The organism is Flavobacterium sp. RNTU_13 (assembly GCF_046614455.1).
GTDB lineage: Bacteria > Bacteroidota > Bacteroidia > Flavobacteriales > Flavobacteriaceae > Flavobacterium.
In genome coordinates this window covers 25,123-46,908 of the sequence record NZ_JBKJHB010000001.1, presented here as the reverse complement: position 1 = coordinate 46,908, position 21,786 = coordinate 25,123, and the positions used below count along the sequence as shown (strand labels likewise).

General features: G+C 40.9%; 18 protein-coding genes. 10 read left to right on the top strand and 8 right to left on the bottom strand.

Annotated features, from left to right (window positions below; all coding sequences use genetic code 11):
• The first annotated feature begins 24 nt into the window (after window positions 1–24).
• From ACLI08_RS00175 to ACLI08_RS00155, 5 genes are all read left to right on the top strand, one after another.
• Window positions 25–780, top strand: a complete 756-nt coding sequence (locus ACLI08_RS00175) for a sensor histidine kinase (protein ID WP_411426432.1) — start codon at window positions 25–27, stop codon at window positions 778–780.
• Window positions 781–856: 76 nt separating this feature from the next.
• Entirely contained in the window at window positions 857–1,534 is a 678-nt protein-coding gene (locus ACLI08_RS00170) for a response regulator (protein ID WP_411426431.1), read from the top strand.
• A 543-nt stretch (window positions 1,535–2,077) separates the two neighbouring features.
• Complete coding sequence (locus ACLI08_RS00165) at window positions 2,078–2,449, top strand: YchJ family protein (RefSeq protein WP_411426430.1); 372 nt, start codon at window positions 2,078–2,080, stop codon at window positions 2,447–2,449.
• A gap of 117 nt (window positions 2,450–2,566) precedes the next feature.
• Window positions 2,567–3,367 carry a TIGR00266 family protein gene (locus ACLI08_RS00160; protein WP_411426429.1) on the top strand — a complete coding sequence of 267 codons (801 nt, stop codon included), beginning with the start codon at window positions 2,567–2,569 and terminating at the stop codon, window positions 3,365–3,367.
• 127 nt (window positions 3,368–3,494) lie between these two features.
• Window positions 3,495–4,121, top strand: coding sequence for a hypothetical protein (locus tag ACLI08_RS00155; RefSeq protein WP_411426428.1), 627 nt, complete (start codon window positions 3,495–3,497; stop codon window positions 4,119–4,121).
• 50 nt (window positions 4,122–4,171) lie between these two features.
• Here the strand turns inward: ACLI08_RS00155 and ACLI08_RS00150 are convergent, their stop codons facing one another.
• A complete protein-coding gene (locus tag ACLI08_RS00150; protein WP_411426427.1) occupies window positions 4,172–5,077 on the bottom strand; it encodes a GYDIA family GHMP kinase in 906 nt (301 codons plus the stop codon).
• Window positions 5,070–6,407 carry a hydroxymethylglutaryl-CoA reductase, degradative gene (locus tag ACLI08_RS00145; RefSeq protein WP_411426426.1) on the bottom strand — a complete coding sequence of 446 codons (1,338 nt, stop codon included), beginning with the start codon at window positions 6,405–6,407 and terminating at the stop codon, window positions 5,070–5,072. Before ACLI08_RS00145 ends, ACLI08_RS00150 begins: the two co-directional genes overlap by 8 nt.
• A gap of 161 nt (window positions 6,408–6,568) precedes the next feature.
• Here ACLI08_RS00145 and ACLI08_RS00140 point away from each other — a divergent pair, with 161 nt between their 5' ends.
• The 4 genes from ACLI08_RS00140 to ACLI08_RS00125 are packed head-to-tail and all read left to right on the top strand — an operon-like array spanning window position 6,569 to window position 12,611.
• On the top strand, window positions 6,569–8,743 hold the full coding sequence (locus tag ACLI08_RS00140; RefSeq protein ID WP_411426425.1) for a S9 family peptidase: 2,175 nt from the start codon (window positions 6,569–6,571) through the stop codon (window positions 8,741–8,743).
• Window positions 8,744–10,306 carry a peptide MFS transporter gene (locus ACLI08_RS00135; protein WP_411426424.1) on the top strand — a complete coding sequence of 521 codons (1,563 nt, stop codon included), beginning with the start codon at window positions 8,744–8,746 and terminating at the stop codon, window positions 10,304–10,306.
• Between the two features lie 27 nt (window positions 10,307–10,333).
• Window positions 10,334–12,100: a peptide MFS transporter gene (locus ACLI08_RS00130; protein ID WP_411426423.1), complete on the top strand. Its 1,767-nt coding sequence runs from the start codon at window positions 10,334–10,336 to the stop codon at window positions 12,098–12,100.
• Between the two features lie 46 nt (window positions 12,101–12,146).
• Window positions 12,147–12,611, top strand: a complete 465-nt coding sequence (locus ACLI08_RS00125; protein WP_411426422.1) for a thioredoxin family protein — start codon at window positions 12,147–12,149, stop codon at window positions 12,609–12,611.
• Window positions 12,612–12,670: 59 nt separating this feature from the next.
• Here ACLI08_RS00125 and ACLI08_RS00120 read toward each other — a convergent pair whose 3' ends face one another.
• The 6 genes from ACLI08_RS00120 to surE form a co-directional block, all read right to left on the bottom strand.
• A complete protein-coding gene (locus ACLI08_RS00120) occupies window positions 12,671–14,695 on the bottom strand; it encodes a ComEC/Rec2 family competence protein (protein ID WP_411426421.1) in 2,025 nt (674 codons plus the stop codon).
• Between the two features lie 52 nt (window positions 14,696–14,747).
• Window positions 14,748–15,473, bottom strand: a complete 726-nt coding sequence (locus ACLI08_RS00115) for a C40 family peptidase (RefSeq protein WP_411426420.1) — start codon at window positions 15,471–15,473, stop codon at window positions 14,748–14,750.
• Between the two features lie 64 nt (window positions 15,474–15,537).
• Window positions 15,538–16,659, bottom strand: coding sequence for a lipid-A-disaccharide synthase (lpxB, locus tag ACLI08_RS00110; protein ID WP_411426419.1), 1,122 nt, complete (start codon window positions 16,657–16,659; stop codon window positions 15,538–15,540).
• A 90-nt stretch (window positions 16,660–16,749) separates the two neighbouring features.
• On the bottom strand, window positions 16,750–17,982 hold the full coding sequence (locus tag ACLI08_RS00105; RefSeq protein WP_411426418.1) for a hypothetical protein: 1,233 nt from the start codon (window positions 17,980–17,982) through the stop codon (window positions 16,750–16,752).
• A gap of 278 nt (window positions 17,983–18,260) precedes the next feature.
• Window positions 18,261–18,578 carry a hypothetical protein gene (locus ACLI08_RS00100; protein WP_411426417.1) on the bottom strand — a complete coding sequence of 106 codons (318 nt, stop codon included), beginning with the start codon at window positions 18,576–18,578 and terminating at the stop codon, window positions 18,261–18,263.
• Between the two features lie 99 nt (window positions 18,579–18,677).
• Entirely contained in the window at window positions 18,678–19,457 is a 780-nt protein-coding gene (gene surE / locus ACLI08_RS00095) for a 5'/3'-nucleotidase SurE (RefSeq protein ID WP_411426416.1), read from the bottom strand.
• Window positions 19,458–19,593: 136 nt separating this feature from the next.
• Here surE and ACLI08_RS00090 point away from each other — a divergent pair, with 136 nt between their 5' ends.
• A complete protein-coding gene (locus ACLI08_RS00090; protein ID WP_411426415.1) occupies window positions 19,594–21,783 on the top strand; it encodes a carboxy terminal-processing peptidase in 2,190 nt (729 codons plus the stop codon).
• Window positions 21,784–21,786 lie beyond the last annotated feature (3 nt).

The following is a 21,786-nucleotide window of genomic DNA, read 5'->3' as shown; positions in this document are numbered from 1 at the left end:
GCTCAGGCGAAATCAACAAATGTAATGGAGAAGTGGCAAGACCCTAATGTTGTGGCACTATGGATAGCAATTGTAATACTGGTAGTATTTACTATAGTGCTGGTTGTTATCAAAATAATGCATACGGGTTATAAACGAATGACAGAAGCGAATTTAAGGCAAGCCAGGCTGGAAGTAGAACATCAAAAGAAACTACTTGAAGCAGGCTTGCTGGCACAGGAAAAAGAGCGTAACCGTATAGCATCTGATCTCCATGATGGCCTTATAGGTAAGCTGTCGGTTATACGCATGAAGGCGCAGTTAGCTAAAACCCCTCAGGACATAGAAGTAATGCTTGGTGAAAGTATTGCAGAAGCCCGCCGCATATCTCACGATCTTATGCCGCCAATGTTAGAGTTTTCGGCTGTTTCTGATTTAATAGACGGAGTACTTGAGCCATGGAAAAATAAATTCAACATACAATTTGTATCCGATGTGCGTTCGTTTGAGGATTTGAATTCACAGGCAAAATTACAATTGGTGCGTATGCTCCAGGAAGTAGTTACTAATGCCATTAAACACGCAAAAGCAGACAAGATTGAAGTTACCTGGAGGCATACGCCTAATTTTTATGCTTTGTCTGTTAAAGACACAGGTGTAGGTTTTGACAGTGCGGGGCTTAAACAAGGTGTGGGTTTAAGCAGCTTAGAAATGCGCGCTCAATATTTGGGTGGCAGGTGCCGTGTAGCCTCAAAGCCGGGTAAAGGCACGCGCTTTATTCTTGCTGCGAAAGCTGTGTAGGGTAAATTGTGTGGAAATATCATAAAATTCCGATTTTAAAATTGTTAATTTTGTGCTTTACCAATCTATCCCTTTTATGGAAAAAATTTCTGTTGTAATTACCGATGACGATGCACTTATAGTAAGCCTTCTGGAAAACTATTTGCAAACCTGCCCAGATATAGAGGTAAACTTTACAGCCACAAGTGGTGAGGAGTTATTTCAGAAGTTAGCAGATACCGGAACCGTTCCCAATATCATTTTGCTGGACCTTCGCATGAACGGTATGGATGGCATAGCCGTAGCAGAGCGCCTTAAGTCAGACTTTCCTACGGTGCGTACTATCGTTATATCATCGCACTATCAACGCGCATTTACGGGTTTTATGCTTAAAACAGGTGTAGCTGCTTTTTTGCCTAAAGGTGTTTCGCCTATAGAACTTACCGATATTATACGCACTGTACAACGCCAGGGCTACTACTTTAAAGACGAGCAACTTGATGCGTTGCGTGAGCAGATTTCGGGCAAAGCGCCGCGCCCTGTATGTCAGCAGGAGGATTTGCTTTCCGATAGGGAAATAGAGGTGCTAAGGCTTATATGCCTGCAAAAAACGGCAAAAGAAATAGGAGATGAGCTATATATAACCCAGCGTACCGCCGAAGGCCATAAAAACAATCTTTTTGCAAAAACAGGTGCAAAAAACATTGCCGGGCTTGTTATATATGCCATACAGAACAATGTTATAAAAATAGAAGATTTACCCCTGATTCAGTAGTATTTTAAATATATTGTAATTTTACTTTAAAGGTAAAAACAGGTATTTTCTACCGTTGACAGTTTATGTATTATTATCACATTTGTACCGGATATAACGGGAAATGCACAGAATTTTTACAGCACAAAAATTCGTTTAAACCAAGGATCTTATTTTTTTAAGTGGAGTTAAAAAAAGCAGTGACGGTTTAGCATATTATATCCTCAAAGCCGGTATGGATGTAGGTGTGGCGTTTTCCGCCCAATAAAAATTTCGCTAATTTTTAGCCGCACGTACACAGGTCGAATCCTGCCGGCTTTTAGTTTTTAATATCATTGCTTTATCGCATCCATATTTATATAAAAAGAAAACCCCAGCATACATTTATGCAGGGGTAAAATCTTTTCAAATCCATTTTGGCCGGAGCCATTTCTCTTCTTTTTTTGATTTTGATGACTGAACTCGTATTAATAGACGTTTTTTAAAAGCATTTGTTACAGTTGTACCATACATTTTTTCGTAATTAATTTCTGAATATTACTTTTGCTTAAAACTGAATGTGTTATGGAGAAGAAATGTGTATGCGGGTCGGGTATGGATTTGGAAAAGTGCTGCCAGCCTTTTATAAGTCGCACTTTATTGCCTAAAACCCCTGAGGAATTAATGAGGTCCCGTTATACGGCGTATGTGCTTAAAAACATAGATTATATTTATAATACAACTGCACCGCAAGAACGAAAGTATACCTCTAAAAAACATATACAAGAATGGGCAAACGCCTGTACCTGGGTAAAGCTTGAGGTGCTTTATGCCAAAGACGATAAAGTAGCATTTAAAGCCTACTATATGGATGACAGGCTAACGGCACACGTGCATAATGAGCTGTCTACATTTGTAGCGATACAAGGAATGTGGTACTATTTGTCCGGTGAGTAATTTTAATGTTCGTTGTTGGGTTACTAAAGTTTAACAAAATAAAACATCGTACAACGTGTAACATTTTTTTTACTTGTTGTCTAATGTGTAATCAACATCAAAAAACGAAAACACAAAATGACAGCACACGAAATAGATTATCATATCTACGGTGAAGAAATGCAATATGTAGAAATAGAGCTGGATCCGCAGGAAGCCGTGGTAGCAGAGGCAGGCAGCTTTATGATGATGGATAGCGGTATACAAATGCAAACCATTTTTGGCGACGGCTCTAACCAGAACGAAGGTTTTATGGGTAAGTTGTTTAGCGCAGGGAAGCGTTTGCTTACCGGGGAAAGCTTATTTATGACCGTGTTTTTAAATCAATGGCACGGTAAAAGAAAGGTAAGTTTTGCATCTCCTTATCCCGGTAAAATTGTGCCTATAGACTTAAGGCAATATGGAGGCAAGTTTATTTGCCAGAAAGATGCCTTTTTATGCGCTGCAAAAGGTGTATCTGTAGGGATAGAATTTTCGCGTAAACTGGGCCGTGGCCTTTTTGGCGGCGAAGGTTTTATCATGGAAAAACTTGAGGGAGATGGGCTGGCATTTGTACACGCCGGTGGTACACTGGCACGTAAAGAACTTGCCGCCGGAGAGGTGCTTAAGGTAGATACCGGTTGTATAGTAGGGTTTTCTCCCAGTGTTAATTATGACATAGAATTTATAGGGGGAATAAAAAACACTATATTTGGGGGCGAAGGCCTGTTTTACGCTACCCTGCAAGGGCCTGGAGTAGTGTACATACAGTCGCTTCCGTTTAGCAGGCTTGCCGGTCGTATTTATGCCTCGGCTCCTCAAGGGGGCGGCAGCCAGCGCGATGAAGGCAGTATTCTGGGAGGTTTAGGTAACCTGCTGGATGGTGATAACCGATTTTAAGATTTTTTATATATTTTAGTTTCCTGATTTTTTTTAGTAAAGGGCTTCGGCCCTTTTTTTTATTTTGTAAAAAAAATGTGGCTGCTTTTGTACCTTTGGGCAAACCAAAGGACATTTTCTACACATCATGAAAAAACTTGTTGCTTTTATCCTGCTTTTGCTTCCTGTGTTGTTGCAGGCACAGCAGCCCGCTATACAAACGGAAGACCCGGCTGCAAAGACCGTGAGGAATTTACAGTATGTTTTTGACGTCCCTGTTTGCGGAAAAGACAGTATAACGCCAGATCCTACTGGCAAATTTAAATACAACTCAGGTTGTGGCGACCATTTGTTTTGGCAGGTAGTAGAGTTAAGGCAAAAAGGGGTGCCATATCTTATAGCGCTAATAGAAAGCCAGGAACCCACTCAGGCTAAACTTCCTTCCGGGAAAGGGTACTATCGTTTAGGCGATGTAGCCCTAATGGCACTTGTAGAAATTATACACGAGCTTCCGGTTGAGGGACTGGCAGGCGTAAAATACGAATCGTACAGTGACCGATGGAAGTTTTACCACAAGGGTTTAAAGGATAAAAAGAAACGCTCTGCATTAAAAGAAGCCATAGACAAATGGTATAAAGACAATAGGGGTAAGCTTGTATTTGAAAAATCAGACACCTATGGTAATTGTAACTGCGTAGGTAAGCACCCAGTAGGCGGGTATTTTATGCTTCGTAAAACAGACGTAAATAAGGAGGCACCGAGAAAGAACGAATAGTAATATCTCTCAACATTAACACAAAAGCTCCCATAACGGGAGCTTTTGTGTTAATATACCATTTCGGTATACGGTATTATGGTGTTGTAACCTTTCTCTTTAAAATAAGCCACAGGGTTGTCCTCAGACACGGCTAAAACAAAGTCGCCGCCCCAAGCGCCCAGGCTTTTAATTACTCCCTTAAAGTCCGGGAACATTCGTTCCTGCACAGGGGCTATGCCTAATATACCACTGAGCAGGGCTTCGTGTTTCTCCAAAGCAGATGAAAAAGCGCCTAAATCCTGCGCATGGTATGTTTCTGCTACCAACTTATCTACTTGCTGTATCAGCGTTTCTTTGTCAAACACCTTTTCCCTGTAGGCAGCTATGGCTTCGCGGCTGTTTTGTTTTTGGTTAAGGTATACAAAATACAACTTCTCCTTAAAAACAGGATTAAAAGCTACAGTATCTACATCTGGTATTCCTTGTTTCAGGTTAAAGAGCAGGGGTGCTGTTTGTTGCGCACAGGCTATGTCGTAGCCACTGCCACCAAAGGTTTTTGCAAGTAAGAGGTATGGGTCAATGCTAAACCAGTCGGCCACCAGGCTAATAAGGGTAGAGGAGGTTCCCAGTCCCCAAAGCCTTGGGAAGGTAAGCTTTGTAATTACATCAAATCCTGAAGTTAATACCTCAGGATTGGCGGTATGCGCCTGGTGCAGTACCTTTACCAGCATTGCTGTTTCGGTTGTAGCAGCAGCATGTCGGTCGGAATAAATATCTGCAAGCGGAATAGATGCGGTTAACCATTCTGATCCGTCGGCATCCAGGCTTTTCCAGTTCACTGTAGCAGATTCATTAGGGCACACTTCCATAGACTGCCCAAACCTGCTGGGCAGGGCAAACGCGTCAGAACCGTCAAGAACGGTATACTCACCTATAATGAGCAGTTTTCCGTTGGCATGTAAAGTCTTATTCAATGGTGGTAGGGTCAGTTTTACGTAGTTCTTCAAGAAGTTCAGCAACCGCAGCGTGAGATACCGTATGTTTTTCGAAGTGTTTTATCGTTGCTTTCTTTTCGTTATCGTTAGCGCCCAGTTGGTTAAGTATGTTCATAAGGTGCATTTTCATGTGCCCCTGCTGAATCCCTGTTGTGGTAAGCGAACGTACCGCACCAAAGTTTTGTGCCAGGCCGGCTACTGCTACAATTTGCATTAACTCCTTAGCAGACGGGTTACCCAGCATTTCCAGGCAGAATTTAACCAGCGGATGCAGGGTAGTAAGTCCGCCCACGGTACCAAGCGCTAAAGGAACATCCAGCCAAAACGTAAAAATGCCATTCTCTATTTTGGCATGGCTCAGGCTGGTATACTGGCCGTCTTTAGCTGCATACGCATGCACACCAGCTTCTACTGCCCTAAAATCGTTTCCTGTGGCTACAACCACAGCGTCAATGCCGTTCATTATACCTTTGTTGTGCGTTACCGCCCTAAAAGGCTCTACTTCGGCTATATTAATTGCGGTAACAAATTTTTGTGCAAATTCCTCCGGCTTAATGTTTTTATCTTCGTTAAGGTCTTCCACAGGGCAGCTTACCTCGGCACGTACTACGCAGTTAGGTACGTAGTTGCTCAGTATGCTCATTATAACCTGTATGTGCTTTTCTTCTTCGGTAAACGGGGCGTAGGTTAGCGCCTCCTGTCTTAGTGTTTTACTAAATTGTTCCAGGCACGAGTTAATAAAATTAGCGCCCATGCTGTCTACGGTTTCAAAGGTAGCGTGCAGCTGGTAGTAGCCGTCAATCAGAGCTGTTTTATCGCGCAGGATTATATCCAGTATACCGCCGCCACGCTTTTGCATGTTTTTAGTTATGTCTTCGGTGTCGCTAAACAATTTTGGTTTTACGGTTTCAAAAAACGCAGTAAGTTTTTGCGCATCGCCTTCATATTTAAAGTGTACCTGGCCTATTTTTTCGGTGTTTAGTATAGTTGCTTTAAAACCGCCGCGTGTAGACCAGAATTTTGCTGCCTTGCTGGCTGCCGCAATTACAGAGCTTTCTTCAATGGCCATGGGTATGGTGTAGTCTTTACCGTTTATGGTAAAGCTTGGCGCTATGCCCAGCGGCAGATAAAAGTTGGTTATAGTATTTTCTATAAACTCATCGTGCAGTTTTTGCAGTGGGGCATCATCATTCCAATACTGCTTAAGCAGGGAAGTTGCTTCGTCAGGGTTTTGAAAATAATTATCTGCCAGCCATGCTATCTTTTGCTCTTTGGTTAGTTTACTAAAACCGCTAATCGCCTTGCTCATCTTTAGTTATGCGTGTTAAAATTCGGTGCAAAGATAGGGGTTTGCCAAGCCATTTTAAACAAAAATGCAATCAATACACGCTTCAATTTTAGTTTAACAAAAAAAAGGAGGTGTAAGTCATAAAAAATTACTAAAATTGGAAGTTTTTTATCATACCGAAAATGAAACACGCTAAAAAGTCAATTTTATTCTTTTTACTGGCCACAGTGCCACTTTTTGCACAGCAAAAAATAACGCTTGAAGAAATATGGGGAGGGGCTTTCCGTACTAAAGGTATGGACGAGCTAAAGGCTATGGAAAATACCAACCAGTATACCGTGCTAAACATAAACTGGAATGCAGGTACTGCCACAGTAGACCTCTATGATTTTGTCACGCTTAACAAAGTAGGCACCCTGATTGATACAAGGGGTATGAGCGAGTTTCCGCAGGGTATAGACAGTTATAGCTTTAGCAAAGATGAGAAGAAGATGCTTTTGGCTGCTAACAGCGACCAGATTTACAGGCATTCGTTTGTAGCAGATTACTACAGCTACGATATTTCTTCTAAAAAACTAACCCGCATTGCCGAAAACAAGGTACAGGAACCTTCATTTTCGCCTGATGGTAAAAAAGTAGCGTACGTTTATAATAACAATATTTATATTAGTGATTTGGCCAACGGAATAGTGCGCCCGGTAACTAAAGATGGTAAAAAGAATGCTATAATTAATGGTGTTTGCGACTGGGTGTACGAGGAAGAATTTTCGTTTGTAAAAGCCTACGAGTGGAATGCTACGGGGGATAAAATAGCCTACATTCGCTTTGATGAGACAGAGGTGCCTGAGTTTTCTATGGATATTTATGGCAAAAGCCTTTACCCGACACGCGATGTGTTTAAATATCCAAAAGCAGGTGAAAAAAACAGTGTAGTGTCACTTCATATTTATGATGTAAACACAAATACAGATAAAGAAATTAAACTGGGTAACTATGCGGACTTTTACATCCCGCGAATAAAGTGGACTAACGAGGCGCAAACCCTGAGTGTACAGGTGCTTAACCGCCACCAGAATAATCTTGACCTGATTTTTGTAGACGCTAACAGCGGTAGCGCAAAAGTGGTGCTAAATGAAACCGATAAGGCGTATGTAGATGTTACAGATAATCTTACCTTCCTGGACGATAACAGCTTTATATGGACCAGCGAAAAAGACGGCTACAATCATATTTATGTGTATTCTAAAGCCGGTAAGCTGGTAAACCAGGTTACCAAAGGTAAGTGGGAGGTGACTGCCTATTATGGGTACGACAAAAAAACAAAGACTATTTTTTATCAATCTACTGAAAACGGAAGCATAAACCGTGATGTGTACCGCGTAGGGGTAAACGGTAAAAATAAAATGAGGCTTACCACACAAACCGGTACCAGCGACGCTAAATTTAGTACGGATTATAACTACTTTCTTAACTTCTTTTCGAGTGCTACACAGCCGGAAACCTTTACACTTAACAGCAGTAAAGATGGTAAGCTGGTAAAAGAGGTGCTTAATAACAATGCCCTTAAAGATAAGCTGGGTAAATACAGCCTTAAAGATAAAGAGTTTACAACCATTACTACTGAAAAAGGGAATGTGCTAAACGCCTGGTTTATAAAGCCATCTGATTTTGACCCGAATAAGAAGTATCCTGTTTTAATGTATCAGTACAGTGGGCCGGGCAGCCAGCAGGTAGCTAACAAGTGGCACAGTACTAACGATTACTGGTATTATATGCTTGCGCAGCAAGGCTACATAATAGCGTGCGTAGATGGCCGTGGTACAGGTTTTAAAGGTGCAGAATTTAAAAAAGTTACCTATAAGGAACTGGGTAAATACGAAGTAGAGGATCAAATAGATGCCGCTAAAGTTATTGCTAAATACAGCTATGTAGATGCTTCCCGCATAGGGATATGGGGCTGGAGCTACGGTGGCTTTATGAGCAGTAACTGCCTGTTTAAAGGTGCCGACGTGTTTAAAATGGCAATTGCCGTGGCACCGGTTACAAACTGGCGTTTTTACGACAGTGTATACACAGAACGTTATATGCAAACCCCGCAGGAAAATGCAGCAGGGTATGACACCAATTCGCCTATAAATTTTGTAAAGAATTTAAAAGGGAAATTCCTGTTAGTGCATGGTACTGCCGATGACAACGTACACGTACAAAACAGCATGCAGATGATAGAAGCCCTTATACAGGCCAATAAACAGTTTGACTGGGCTATTTACCCGGATAAAAACCACGGTATTTACGGTGGCAAAACCAGGCTGCAGCTGTACACTAAAATGACCAATTTTATTAAAGAAAACCTATAAATGAGCGAGAATTTAACTTTAGAACAAATTCAGGACTTTAAGGGGAAATACCCTAAACAGTTGTGGGGACTTTTCTTCTCTGAAATGTGGGAGCGTTTTTGTTTTTATGGCATGCGCGGCGTACTTACCTACTTTATGATAACCCACCTTATCCTGGAAAATGGCGGGCACATGAGTGAAACCAAGGCTAATTTGCAGTATGGGGCTACGCAGGCTTTTGTGTATGCATTTACGTTTATCGGAGGATTGTTTGCCGATAAAATCCTGGGTTTCCGCAAGTCTCTTTTTTGGGGTGGATTCCTTATGATAATCGGTAGTGCTATCCTGGCTTTTAACCCTTTTCCGGAGAGCAACTTTTTCTTAGGAATTAGCTTTACCGTAATAGGTACCGGTTTCTTTAAGCCAAATATTTCTACCATGGTAGGGTCGCTTTATAAGCAGGGCGATAACAGGCGCGATGCCGGTTTTTCTTTGTTTTATTCGGGTATCAATATAGGTGCGCTGCTTGGGGGTTACGCTTGTATCGCTATAGGTAAAGGCCAACTTTTTAGCGGTTTTATCCCTGTAGATAAAACCTGGAATGTAGCGTTTGGGCTTGCAGGCATTGTAATGACTATAAGTTTGGTTACGTTTATCTTTACAAAAAGAACGCTTGGCCCTATTGGCCTTCCACCTGTTAGTGGAATAGAAAAAGTAACAGATACCGCTGTAGTAGAGGTTTCGGGTACGCCTAAATGGAAAGAGTATGGCGTGTATCTCCTTACACTTGCCTTAATACCGGTAATCATGGTAATGGTGGCTAAAACCGAGTACACCGATTATTTTATGTATACCATAGGGCCACTTACCCTGATTTACCTGATATATGAAATGACGCAGCATAGTATGGCGGAAGCCAAGAAGCTAATCGCTGCGCTGGTATTTATAGTATTTTCTATTATTTTCTGGGCATTTTTTGAGCAGAGCGGAGGTTCACTGAGTATTTTCGCTGCTAAAAACCTAAATAATGTTGTTGCCGGTACTTTAACTCTCGATCCAAACGGGGTAAACAATGCTGCTAACTCGGTATTTGTAATCATATTTGCACCTATAGTGGGGCTAATATGGCTGGCGCTTAAAAAATTTGAACCTAATACGGTTATAAAGTTTGGATTAGGCTTTTTATTCCTTGCAGGAGGTTTCTATACTTTTTATACCACGCGCTTTTTTGAAGTGGCTCCGGGCATTGCCAGCCTTGATGTTTTTGTGGTTGCCTATTTTATAATTACTTTTGGCGAGCTTTGCCTTTCGCCAATAGGTTTATCTATCATGACCAAGCTGTCTCCGCAAAAGTTACAGGGGGTAATGATGGGGATGTGGTTCCTTGCCAGTGCATACGGTCAGTATGTTGCGGGTATTCTTGGAGCAGGCTTATCTGAAGGAGGCGAAAATGACACGCTTCAGCAAAAGCTGATTACGTATACCGATGGTTACTACCAGCTTGCCATATATGCGGTGATTGCCGGGCTGGTGCTTATAGTAATATCTCCACTGGTGCGTAAACTAATGCAGGAAGTAAAATAATTTTGTAAATACACTTAACAACTATATATGTCATCAACTGCGACAACAAACGATTTTTTTAAATCAAACGTGCTGGGGCATCCGGCCGGCCTTTTTGTGCTGTTTTTTACCGAAATGTGGGAACGTTTTTCATATTACGGTATGCGTGCTCTTCTGGTACTTTTTTTAACATCATCTATTTTAGGAGATAACCCAGGTTGGGGATGGCCCAGAGAACATGCTATGTCTATTTATGGTTCTTATACTGCACTGGCTTACCTTACACCTATTCTGGGAGGATACATTGCAGACAGAATAATAGGCTATCGCTGGGCGGTAGTTTTAGGCGCGTTACTAATGACCTTGGGGCATTTAAGTATGGCTATAGAGGTAGATCATTTCTTTATGTATTTGGGCCTTGTGCTTCTTGTTATAGGTAATGGTTTCTTTAAGCCGAATATGACTTCTATAGTAGCCCACATGTATAAGAACCATCCTGAAAAAAAAGATGGTGCTTACACCATATTTTACATGGGTGTAAATGCAGGCGCATTTCTTGGAATGCTTTTGTGCGGTTACATAGGTGAAAGCCCTGAGTGGGGATGGAGTTATGGTTTTGGCCTTGCAGGGATTTTTATGTTCTTTGGTATGCTTCAGTTTTACTTTACCCAAAATATTTTTGGCGAAATTGGCTTAAAGCCAGTTGAAGATAAAGTGGATACAGAAGAAGACCCTGCTGTTGCAAAAAGAAATCCTTTTTCAAAATTTGATCTTGTAATTATAGCAATAACTTCTATACTTGGTCTTACCTGGATTGTAAATGATCCAATATCTGTTATCTCTAACGGAAAACTTAATGCGTTTCCTTTTACTGTAGGGACCTTAAGTGGGCCTAATTTTGTTATCATTGTAGCACTTGGATTATTTTTATTTGTAACTATAAAGAGGATATCTCAGTATACAGCGGTTCTTAGGGACAGAATGATTGCTATAATTATACTAGCGGTTATTACAATGTTCTTCTGGGCGTCGTTTGAACAGGCTGGCGGGTCTATGACTATATTTGCGAGTGATTATACAGCCAGGGTTTTGGAAGGTAATTCCAAGTTGATATTTAATATAGTTAATACCCTTATAACAATTATTCCGCTTGCCCTTATTACGTACGTATTAGCAAAGCTATTCCTGCAAACGTTTAAAAGATTTGCGTTAGGTAACATAATACTATCTTTTAGTTTCTTAATAATTTGGTGTATAGTGATTTATATGCTTAAAGAGCAGTACTCTCAGGAAAAGTCAGAAGTCCCTGCTACGTGGTTTGGTGTGCTAAACTCATTGTTCATCATTACTTTTGCGCCAGTGGTTTCTAAGGTTTGGGAAAGTAAATATAATCCATTTGCTACTTTTAAAAATGGTTTTGGTATGATTCTTTTAGGTATCGGATTTGCGGTACTTGCTTACGGATCAAGCGACATTGAGCCAGGCGCTAAAACTGCGGCAGTTAGCATGGTTTGGCTTGTATTGGCTTATTTCTTCCATACTATAGGAGAACTTTGTATTTCGCCGGTGGGTCTTTCTTACGTTAGTAAGTTAGTTCCTGGTAGGATGATTGCGATTATGTTTGGCATATGGTATCTTGCCATAGCAATAGGTAATAAAATTGCCGGTAAAATGGGAGGTATGATTGATGAAATCACCGCACAGTATTCTATGACAACGTTCTTCCTTATATTCACTATTATTCCGGTTGTATTAGGGCTTATAATTATGGCTCTTACACCTTTGTTGAAAAGGTTAATGCATGGCGTGCATTAAAATAATTCGGCATTGTTTTTGGTTTATCCATTTCAAAATATTTAATATGAAAAAAGCATTATTAATACTGTTTGTAACCCTGGCTTCTTTTGCAGCGCAGGCGCAGGAGCTAGAATGGCATACCGATGTGGCTAAGGCTACAGCGTTGTCTCAAAAAACTAAAAAGCCGCTACTTTTATTTTTTACCGGTAGCGATTGGTGTGGCTGGTGTATGAAGTTGCAAAAAGAGGTGCTTAAAACACCTGAATTTGCTAAATGGGCTAAGGATAATGTGGTTCTTGTAGAGCTTGATTTTCCGAGGCGTGCACCGCAAAGCGACGAATTAAAGGCGCAGAATGCAAACCTTCAGCAGTTTTTCCAGGTTAGGGGATACCCTACGGTATGGTTTGCTAAAGGTGTAAAAACAGCCGAAGGCAAAATCAGCTTTGAAGCTCTTGGGAGTACCGGTTATGTAGCCGGTGGCCCTGCTACCTGGCTCGATGGTGCTAATAAGATTATTAAAAAGAGCTAATACGTTAATTTGTGGAATTTATTTATTTGGCAGTTTCGCTTTCTAAATAAACAAATCCACTATTCCAATACAAAACTTCCCTTTTCTGCTGTGGCATGGAAAGGGATTTTTTGTTTGGAGCAACTTTTACTCCATCGCGTTACAAAGTTTTTATAATTTGTGGCATCGGCTACCACGCGTTTTGGGTGGAGTGTGCTTAAAACCCGCTCGAAATTTACTTTAGGCGATCCGGTTATTATCAGTACGTCGGGCGTTACTTTTGGTGGATATACTCCGGTGCTGTCCATTATAAAAATCCGTTGTTTGTTGCTGTATAAAAAGTTTTGCAGTGGTTTTACAACCGTCTTGGGGTTAAAGTTGTCCCGTATGTAGTTTGTTACATTAAGGTTGGTAAGTGCAAGGCTGTCTGAAGTGTTTATAATGATCTTGTCCTGCTGTTTCTGTGCTATAATGCTGTGGTTGAAGTTTTGGAAAACAATCAACTCACTTTTGTTATCTATGCTATATTTGATGGCAATAAGACTACATTGGCATATAAGCACTAATACCACCGCTGTAAGGGCATTTTTAAAAGATTTTTTGTATAGATATATCAACGTTGCAATTAGCGCGCTATAGAGTAGTAAAAGCATAATCGGCGTAAACGGGATGTTTTTAATCAACAGGTTTTCAAACGAGGCGATCCAGTGTGTAAAACTGTTCATGATGTTGATGCACCACAGTAATAATTTACCGGTGAAAGCCGCTGCCCAGGCCCAGCAAAAGTTTAGCACTAGTGTTACTAGAGCCAGTATGAGCACCACGTTTGATAACGGAATTACTACAATGTTTGCTACTAAAAACAGTAACGGGAACTGATGAAAGTAATAAAGGGTTAACGGTAATACTGCAATTTGTGCAGTTAGCGAAACCATTACCAAATCGCGGAGGTTGTTTATAATGAGGTGCTTGCTTTGCAACTTCCGTTTATATAGCGGCTGCATTATCACGATGCCCAAAACGGCCGTATAGCTGAGTTGGAACCCAGCATCGAATAAAAAAGCGGGTTTTACCAACAACAATACCATAGCAGAAACGGCGAGCGAATTATAGATGCTTACCCGTCGGTTCAGGGCCTGTCCTACAAGCAAAAAGCTAAACATAACTACAGAACGTACTACAGAAGCAGATAATCCTGTTATAAGTGCAAAGAGCCACATTAACGCCAGTATTCCGGTTATATGTAACGCTACGCCCCAATGTTTAATGCGCTTTAGCGGGCTAAGCAGCCAATTGAAAATAACAAAAAGTAACGCAAAGTGTAAGCCTGATATAGCAAGTATGTGTACTACCCCTGCGTTAGTGTATTCGCTGTTGAGGTTAGGGTCTAAATCTTGCCGCTGGCCAAACACCAGCGCGTTTATGAGCTGCTGTATTTTTACGGGATAATGATGCTGTGCATAGCTATTTATAAGTGTGTCGCGCAGTTTATAGATATGCATAAGAAATCTGCTGTCTGTTCCCGTAGTAACATAGTTGTTCTTTAAACGGACTTTGTGAAAGACATTTTGCAGTGCCATGTATCTGCTATAATCAAACTGATAATACGTGGCCGGTGGCGCAATTTCTTCGGGTTTTGCCTGCAAAAAAAGCATTTGCCCTGTATGTAATTTTGTTTTCAGGCTATCTTTTGCCAGTGTTAAAAGCAATGTGCCCGATGCAGCACGCTTGTTTACACCTTTTACTTCAAATAGGTATTTCTCGTAAAATTCATTTGGTTTTAGCCTTTCGGTTATTGTTCCATAAAATACCGGAATGCTGTCATTTTTTATCCAATGGCTGTAATGTGATTTTGCATTTGGTGCGTAGTAAATCCATTGTGATAAAAGCCCAAGGCTAAACCCAAGTAGCAAAATGCCTATTTCAAAGTAGGGTTTTGGTTGCAGGGCGTTTTTAGTGATTTTGTAAGCAATGAATGTACCGGTAAGTGTGATGAGTAAAATGCCCAACACAAAATAAAGTGGTATTAAATAAGTACAGCCGGTAATAACTCCGGCTGCTATAAATAGTGTAAATGGTATTAAAGGGTATTTCAATACCTTCATAAGATATTGAACAGGTTTTTAGGTTGGTTGATTGGGTTTGGTAACTGCAGGATTAATCTTCTATAACCCTGTTAGCCTGTACAAATGTACGTATGTAATAGTTGTCGTTCATAGACGATATAGCAACACCGTGGCTAAGGGTGGCATGTATAAACTTAACTTCGCCGGTTTCAGTCACTTCGGTAACTATACCTACGTGGTTAATCCTTTTTTTGTAAGGGCTATTGTCAAAAAACAATAAATCACCTATGCGTACTTCCTTTAGGTCTACCTCACGACCTGCGCCATCTGCCATAGAAGCCGAGCTGCGTGGTAGTGTCCAGTCAAACATTTTAAAGGTAGCGTACACCATGCCCGAACAATCCATACCTGCAGTGGTAGTGCCTCCGCCACGGTAACGTACACCTTCAAACTGAAGCGCATTGTTTACAATTTGGCGTGCAAAGTAGTTTTCGTTAGGAGCTGGAGAAAAATCCTCTTCCGGCTGTTCTACAACTTCTACCGGTTTTTTCTTTTTCTTCTTAGGCCCGTCTGATTTGTTTGGTCCGCCTTTGCTTTTCTCACGCGAAGTATCGTTGTAAGCAAGGTCGTTTGCAGGAGTTGCAGTTTCGGCTTCTGCCGCACCTTCAATACTTGTAAGTGCGGTTTCTGCTACAATTGCTGTTTGCATAGCGCTTACCTGGCTGCCGGAACCCCGCTCTTTGCCGCTTTGGGCATTAGCGTTAATGGTAGTTAATGATAGTAGTAAGGTAAGTGATGTAAACTGTAGTAACTTCAAAACTTTTATTTTTTCAAATTCAACTCGTGTTTTTGCAAATATAACGGTTAAGGTTAAAATTTATTTAATTTGCTGTGTTAAAGTTTTTAACAATAAGTTTTGCGGTTTTTTCGCTGGCTCCGTCGCCACCCAGTTTTTCTTCCAGTATATGGTAGTTTTCAAGCACTTTCGCTCTGTACTCCGGTGTTAATAACTTTGTTAATTCAGTTTTTAAATTAACAGAATTAAAGTCATCCTGAATCAGCTCTTTAACAACCTCCTTGTCCATTATAAGATTTACAAGGGAGATATATTTTAGGGTAATTATGCGTTTTGCGATCTGGTAGCTTATCCATCCTCCCTTGTAGCAAACTACTTCAGGGACTTTAAAAAGGGCAGTTTCCAGCGTAGCTGTGCCCGATGTTACAAGAGCCGCATGCGCTATGCCCAAAAGGTCGTATGTACGGTTGCTTATAAAATGAACGCTGTCGTTTGTAAGGAACTGTTGGTAGAAGCTGTATTCCTGAGACGGCGCACCGGCAATTACAAACTGATAACCGGGAAAATCGTTAACTACAGACAGCATGCCGCTTAGCATTTTAGAAATTTCCTGCTTACGGCTTCCGGGTAGCAGGGCTATAACGGGGCGATTGTCCAGGTTAAATTCTTTTCGGAATGCTTCTTCATTAACAGGGGTACGGCTGTGTATGGCATCAATAAGTGGGTGGCCCACAAAGTGTACCTTAAAGTTGTGTTTCTTTTCGTAAAAGTCCTTTTCAAACGGAAGGATAATGTACATGTGGTCTACATCGCGCTTTATGGCCTTAATGCGGTTTTCTTTCCACGCCCATATTTGCGGTGAAATATAATAGTGCGTAGGTATGCCGTGTTCTTTGGCCCATTTGGCTATACGCATATTAAAGCCCGGGTAGTCAATAAAAATTATGGCATCGGGGTTAAAGGCCATTATATCTGCCTTGCAGAATTTAATGTTGTTTAAAATGGTTTTAAGGTTGGCTACTACTTCGGCAAAGCCCATAAACGCCAGGTCTCGGTAGTGCTTAACCAGCGTGCCGCCTGCTGCCTGCATGAGGTCGCCGCCCCAAAAACGTATTTCCGCCTGCGGATCGGCCTTAAAAAGTTGTTTCATCAGGTTGCTGCCGTGCAGGTCGCCACTGGCTTCACCGGCTATAATGTAGTATTTCATTACGAAGTAGCTTTAGCCACAAAGGTAATGTTTTTTGATAAAGCAATAAAAAACCCGCCGGGTTAGGGCGGGCTTATCATTACATTACACTTAAAACGGATAATACGCTAAACAGTTATTATTGTCTAAGCATACAAGTGTTTTGTTATCTTTAATTTTAAAACCCGGGGAGTTTTTTATGGCGGTTAGCTTTTCTTTTTCTAACACTAAGGTCTTCTTTTTGGGTGTTTTTGTCTTTTTGTCGACCAGTGCTACCCATAAGTTATTGTCTTTGTCGTTGTATAGTATGTAAACGGTGTCTGCATCTTCGTAAATATCGTTAATGTAATAGCTTAATGGTTTTCCTCCGTTCATAACCCCGTCGTAAAGATTTGCCAACGTATCAAAATCTTCTTTGGGAAATGGTATGGGATATTTAATCTTATTCTTCCAGTCGTAAATGTATTCGCCAAATTTTAAAAGAGCCAGATTTCCTTTCATAATGTAGTTGTGGAAATTGTTGTTAAGCCCATATTTTATATAATTCTCCGGAATGGTAGCGGGTAAAATCTCCTTAAGTTCAAGAACGCCTGTTTTACTGTTTTCTGTAAAAGTTGCCAGGAATTTAGTGTCCTTTACCGGGTCATTGTTTGAATTTATAGGGAAAAGATAAACGTTGCCTTGTTTTGTAAAATCAGCTGTGTTAATGTAGTAGTTTTTGTTGCTAAGTGCGACTGTATCTATGCGTTTAAATGCCTTAAGGCCCCCTGTTGCAGCATCTATTATTGCTATAAAAGGCTTTTTAACAATGTTTATATTGTTGTCTTTTCCAGGCTCCATAAAACTGATTTCGGTAAGCATAGTGAGTTCGCTGTTGTCTATAACGGCAGCGTTTATAACTGGCAGTACATTTGGGTACTCTTTTAATAAATCGGTTATTTCGTTATATCTTTTATGCCATTCTTGTGGCTTGTAGTAGGTTTGATAGGCTTTTTTTATCCAAAGGCTATCTGCTATAATATCTTTATAATTGCCCTTGTTATTGTAATACGTCCATCTTCCCAGTTGGTAGTCGTTTATCAGTAGTGTTTGGTCGGGCTGAATAAGCTGTATGCCGCTCCGTAAAGGGGAGTAGCAGGCTTGTGGGGTGGTAGAGCGTTTGTTATATTCTGAAACAAAAGTGTCGATGTTTAGCTTGTATAAAAAGTCGCTGTAAATAACCTTGTCGTTTTTTGATATGTTTACAGTGCTTCTTAAACCACTAGTGAGTTTGTTGTATATTGAATCGGAATATATAACTACACGGGGATTAAAATTGTTTATTCCTGTTTTTCTGTTTACCAATATGGAGTCGTTTTTAAGATGTTCCGCTAGAACGAAATTTATTTTCGGATTATTTAGTTTTTGTCTAATTTCATGTAGAGAAATGTTACAGTTTATACAGTCATTAAGGCTTAACGCAACAATTATTTTTTTAGAGTTTTCCGAATTTAAATTTTGTGTAAATCCATTATTATGAATTAGAAACGATACAAAAGTGATAAATAATATATTTTTCATGATTAAAAAAAAGTGGTGACTGAATTAAAAATACAATCACCACCACTTTAATTATTATTTTATTACTCTGTAGGATTTTTTACAAGAAAATCATACTCACCATTTGGGTTCACATCGGGAATCTCTTCAATTGGGCGTGAACTCACAGTGTTTGATGTGAGTATAAAATCCTTTTTGATGGCGGGTATAGACAAATGCCAATGACCATCCATTCCTGGGTATACAGTTGCGCATGTGCCCTGACCTGTGCAGGTTACCACAATTGTATTTTGCGATGGATAAGAAACTCTCGCTGATCCAACAAATACTTTAGTTTTCTGTGCTGCACACGTCACAGTCGCGCCTACTACAATGGAGCATGTCAGAAATAAATTTTTCATGTTAAAATTGGTTGAAATATTAAACAATTAATATACTTGGTTTGTTAATGCAATATAAACATGAAAACTTATTTAATTGTTAATTATGTGTTAAAGAAATTATCCGTTCAGTCCCCAGCTGTTCAGGGTTTGTATGGCGTGGTGCGCCGTAAGGTCAAACTGTACCGGCACTACCGATACGTAACCCTGTGCCAGTGCCCATTCATCGGTATCTTCGCCGTTGTCCTGATTAACAAATTTTCCGGTAAGCCAGTAGTAATCTTTACCCATTGGGTTAGTGCGTTTGTCAAACTTCTCCTCCCAATAGGCTTTTGCCTGGCGGCAAATTTTAATACCCTTAATTTCGTTTTCAGGTAGTTTTGGCAGGTTTACGTTTAAGATAACTCCCTCAGGCAGGCCTTTTTGCAATACCTCCGCGGCAATTTTCTTTACAAATTTCCGGCACGGTTCAAAATCAGCGTTCCAGTTGTAATCCAGTAGCGAAAAGCCTATGGCAGGTATTCCTTCTATGCCGGCCTCTACGGCGGCGCTCATGGTGCCACTGTAAATCACATTAATAGATGAGTTAGAGCCATGGTTAATGCCGCTTACGCACAAATCGGGCTTGCGGTGCAGTATTTCGTTTACGGCAAATTTTACACAGTCTACCGGGGTGCCGCTACAGCTGTATTCAGCATACAGCTCCGGGTCGTTATTAAGTTTGTTAATGTGCAGGGTGCTGTTTATGGTTATGGCGTGGCCCATAGCACTTTGCGGGCTGTCTGGTGCTACAACCACTACGTCGCCCAGCTCTTTCATAACCGAAATCAGGGTGCGTATTCCGGGTGCGTTTATGCTGTCGTCGTTTGTAACCAGTATTAAAGGTTTTTGTGTAGTCATGCTGATTTTAAAAATAAGAGTTGTATTTTTACGTTTGCTAAAGTACGCAATTTTTGCCGCAGTAGTGGGAAAGAACGACGGTTACGGATTTTGGCACAATTTTTACTGTGTTAATAATTACGAAGAAAAGAATGTAATGAATGCCTTTATTCAATTTATGAAGAGAAACTATAAAATAGTAGCGGTAGTTGTGCTGTTAGCCGGCGCGCTGTTTGGGTTCAGTATGATCCCGGGGAAAAACGGAGATCCTGATAAGGATCGGATGTTGATAGAATTGTTGACGTATGTTATAGACAAGGCGCATTACAACCCTGTGCCGGTAGACGACAATTTTAGTAAAGGCGTTTATAAAGATTACCTGGAAAACCTGGATCCTTCAAAGAGGTTTTTTACCCAGGCCGACATTAATGAATTTGCCAAATATGAAACTCAGCTCGACGAGCAGATAAATGATCGTAAGCTTGATTTCTTTAACCTTACGTACACCCGTTTTCAACAACGTGTAAAAGAGGCGGAAGGGTTTTATAAAGACATACTTTCTCAGCCGTTTGATTTTAAAACGCAGGAAGAATTTAATACGGACTACGAGAAAATGCCGTACCCTAAAAACGATGCAGAACTGCGCGAGCGCTGGAGGAAACAGTTAAAGCTTTCAGTTCTATCATCGGTTACCGATAAGGAAAAGATACAAAATGCGCCTGCTGACGATAAAACCAAATCAGAGGGCGCCAAAAAATCATTTGCAGAGCTTGAAAAAGAAGCGCGTGAAACTACTAAAAAGTCGCTTGACGATTACTTTGAGTTTGTAAGCGAACTAAAACGTGAGGAGTGGTTTAGCGTATACCTTAATGCCATTGCAGAGCGTTTTGACCCGCATACGTACTACTTTGCTCCTGATGATAAAGAGAAATTTGATACCAGCATGAGGGGTTCTCTTGAGGGTATAGGGGCGCGTCTTCAGAAAAAAGGCGACTATGTTGAAATTTCTGAACTTATTCCCGGTGGTCCTGCCTGGAGGGGCAAAGAGCTTGAGCAGGGTGACATCATTATTAAAGTAGCCCAAAACAAGGAGGAGCCTGTAGAAATAGGCGGTATGAGGCTTGATGATGTGGTTAAAAAAATCAAAGGGCCAAAAGGTACCGTAGTACGCCTTACGGTTAAAAAGGTAGATGGTACGGTTAAGGTTATAGCCATAACCCGCGAGGTGGTGGAAATTGAAGAAACGTACGCCAAATCAAGCATTGTAAATAAGAACGGTAAAACATACGGCGTTATTTACCTGCCTAAGTTTTATATCGACTTTGAAAACAAGGACAACCGCGATGCGGCTAAAGACGTTGCTGCCGAGGTAGATAAACTAAAAGCCCAGGGTGTAGACGGTATTGTAATGGACCTGCGCGATAATGGTGGAGGCTCGTTAAAAACTGTTGTTGATATTGCAGGACTGTTTATAGAAAAAGGCCCTGTAGTACAGGTGCGCAGCCGTGGCGAAGGTTCGGATAGCGGAAATACTGAAGTGCTTAACGATAACGACTCTAAAGTGCATTATGACGGCCCGCTTGTGGTGCTGATAAATAATTTCTCTGCTTCTGCATCTGAAATTTTTGCAGCAGCCATACAAGATTATAAACGCGGTATTATTATGGGTAGCAAGCAAAGCTACGGTAAGGGTACGGTTCAAAATATTTATGACCTGAACCGATTTGTACGTGGTAACAGCTTTGGCGACCTTGGTGCGCTTAAAACTACTACGCAGAAGTTTTACCGTATTAATGGTGGCTCTACACAGCGCGAAGGTGTTAAGAGCGATATTGTAATGCCGGATAAATATAGCTACATAGAAATAGGCGAGCGCGACAGCGACAACGCCCTGCCTTGGGATAAAATTGCCCCTGCACCATACAAGCCGTTTAAAAATGACTTTAGTAAAGTTATTGCAGCGAGCAGGAAACGTATTGCCGAAAATCCGGAGTTTACGCTTATGGATGAAAATGCAAAGTTCCTGAGCGCACGTAAGGATGATAATAACTACAGCCTTAATGCAGATAAATTTAAAGCGGATGCCGAAAGGATAGAAGCTGCAGCCAAGAAATTTAAAGCGCTTAATACATACAGTAACGAGTTGGCTTTTGATGGCCTTCCTGCCGAGAAAGAACAGTTTAAAAAAGATCCTGCACTTGCTGAGAAGAAAAAAGACTGGTACAAAAGCCTTAGTAAAGATGCGTATGTAAATGAGGCACTTAACGTGCTTAGCGATATGCAGAACAAAAGCGGCAAGGCGGCAGCATCAGTAGAAAAAAAAGAAAGTAAAATAAAAACACGATAAGCG

Excerpts from the sequence above, each read along its gene's own strand:
- ACLI08_RS00175 (WP_411426432.1), top strand. The coding sequence starts at position 25 with ATGGAGAAGTGGCAAGACCCTAATGTTGTGGCACTATGGATAGCAATT.
- ACLI08_RS00170 (WP_411426431.1), top strand. The coding sequence starts at position 857 with ATGGAAAAAATTTCTGTTGTAATTACCGATGACGATGCACTTATAGTA.
- ACLI08_RS00165 (WP_411426430.1), top strand. The coding sequence starts at position 2,078 with ATGGAGAAGAAATGTGTATGCGGGTCGGGTATGGATTTGGAAAAGTGC.
- ACLI08_RS00160 (WP_411426429.1), top strand. The coding sequence starts at position 2,567 with ATGACAGCACACGAAATAGATTATCATATCTACGGTGAAGAAATGCAA.
- ACLI08_RS00155 (WP_411426428.1), top strand. The coding sequence starts at position 3,495 with ATGAAAAAACTTGTTGCTTTTATCCTGCTTTTGCTTCCTGTGTTGTTG.
- ACLI08_RS00145 (WP_411426426.1), bottom strand. The coding sequence starts at position 6,407 with ATGAGCAAGGCGATTAGCGGTTTTAGTAAACTAACCAAAGAGCAAAAG.
- ACLI08_RS00140 (WP_411426425.1), top strand. The coding sequence starts at position 6,569 with ATGAAACACGCTAAAAAGTCAATTTTATTCTTTTTACTGGCCACAGTG.
- ACLI08_RS00135 (WP_411426424.1), top strand. The coding sequence starts at position 8,744 with ATGAGCGAGAATTTAACTTTAGAACAAATTCAGGACTTTAAGGGGAAA.
- ACLI08_RS00130 (WP_411426423.1), top strand. The coding sequence starts at position 10,334 with ATGTCATCAACTGCGACAACAAACGATTTTTTTAAATCAAACGTGCTG.
- ACLI08_RS00125 (WP_411426422.1), top strand. The coding sequence starts at position 12,147 with ATGAAAAAAGCATTATTAATACTGTTTGTAACCCTGGCTTCTTTTGCA.
- ACLI08_RS00120 (WP_411426421.1), bottom strand. The coding sequence starts at position 14,695 with ATGAAGGTATTGAAATACCCTTTAATACCATTTACACTATTTATAGCA.
- lpxB (WP_411426419.1), bottom strand. The coding sequence starts at position 16,659 with ATGAAATACTACATTATAGCCGGTGAAGCCAGTGGCGACCTGCACGGC.
- ACLI08_RS00100 (WP_411426417.1), bottom strand. The coding sequence starts at position 18,578 with ATGAAAAATTTATTTCTGACATGCTCCATTGTAGTAGGCGCGACTGTG.
- surE (WP_411426416.1), bottom strand. The coding sequence starts at position 19,457 with ATGACTACACAAAAACCTTTAATACTGGTTACAAACGACGACAGCATA.
- ACLI08_RS00090 (WP_411426415.1), top strand. The coding sequence starts at position 19,594 with ATGAATGCCTTTATTCAATTTATGAAGAGAAACTATAAAATAGTAGCG.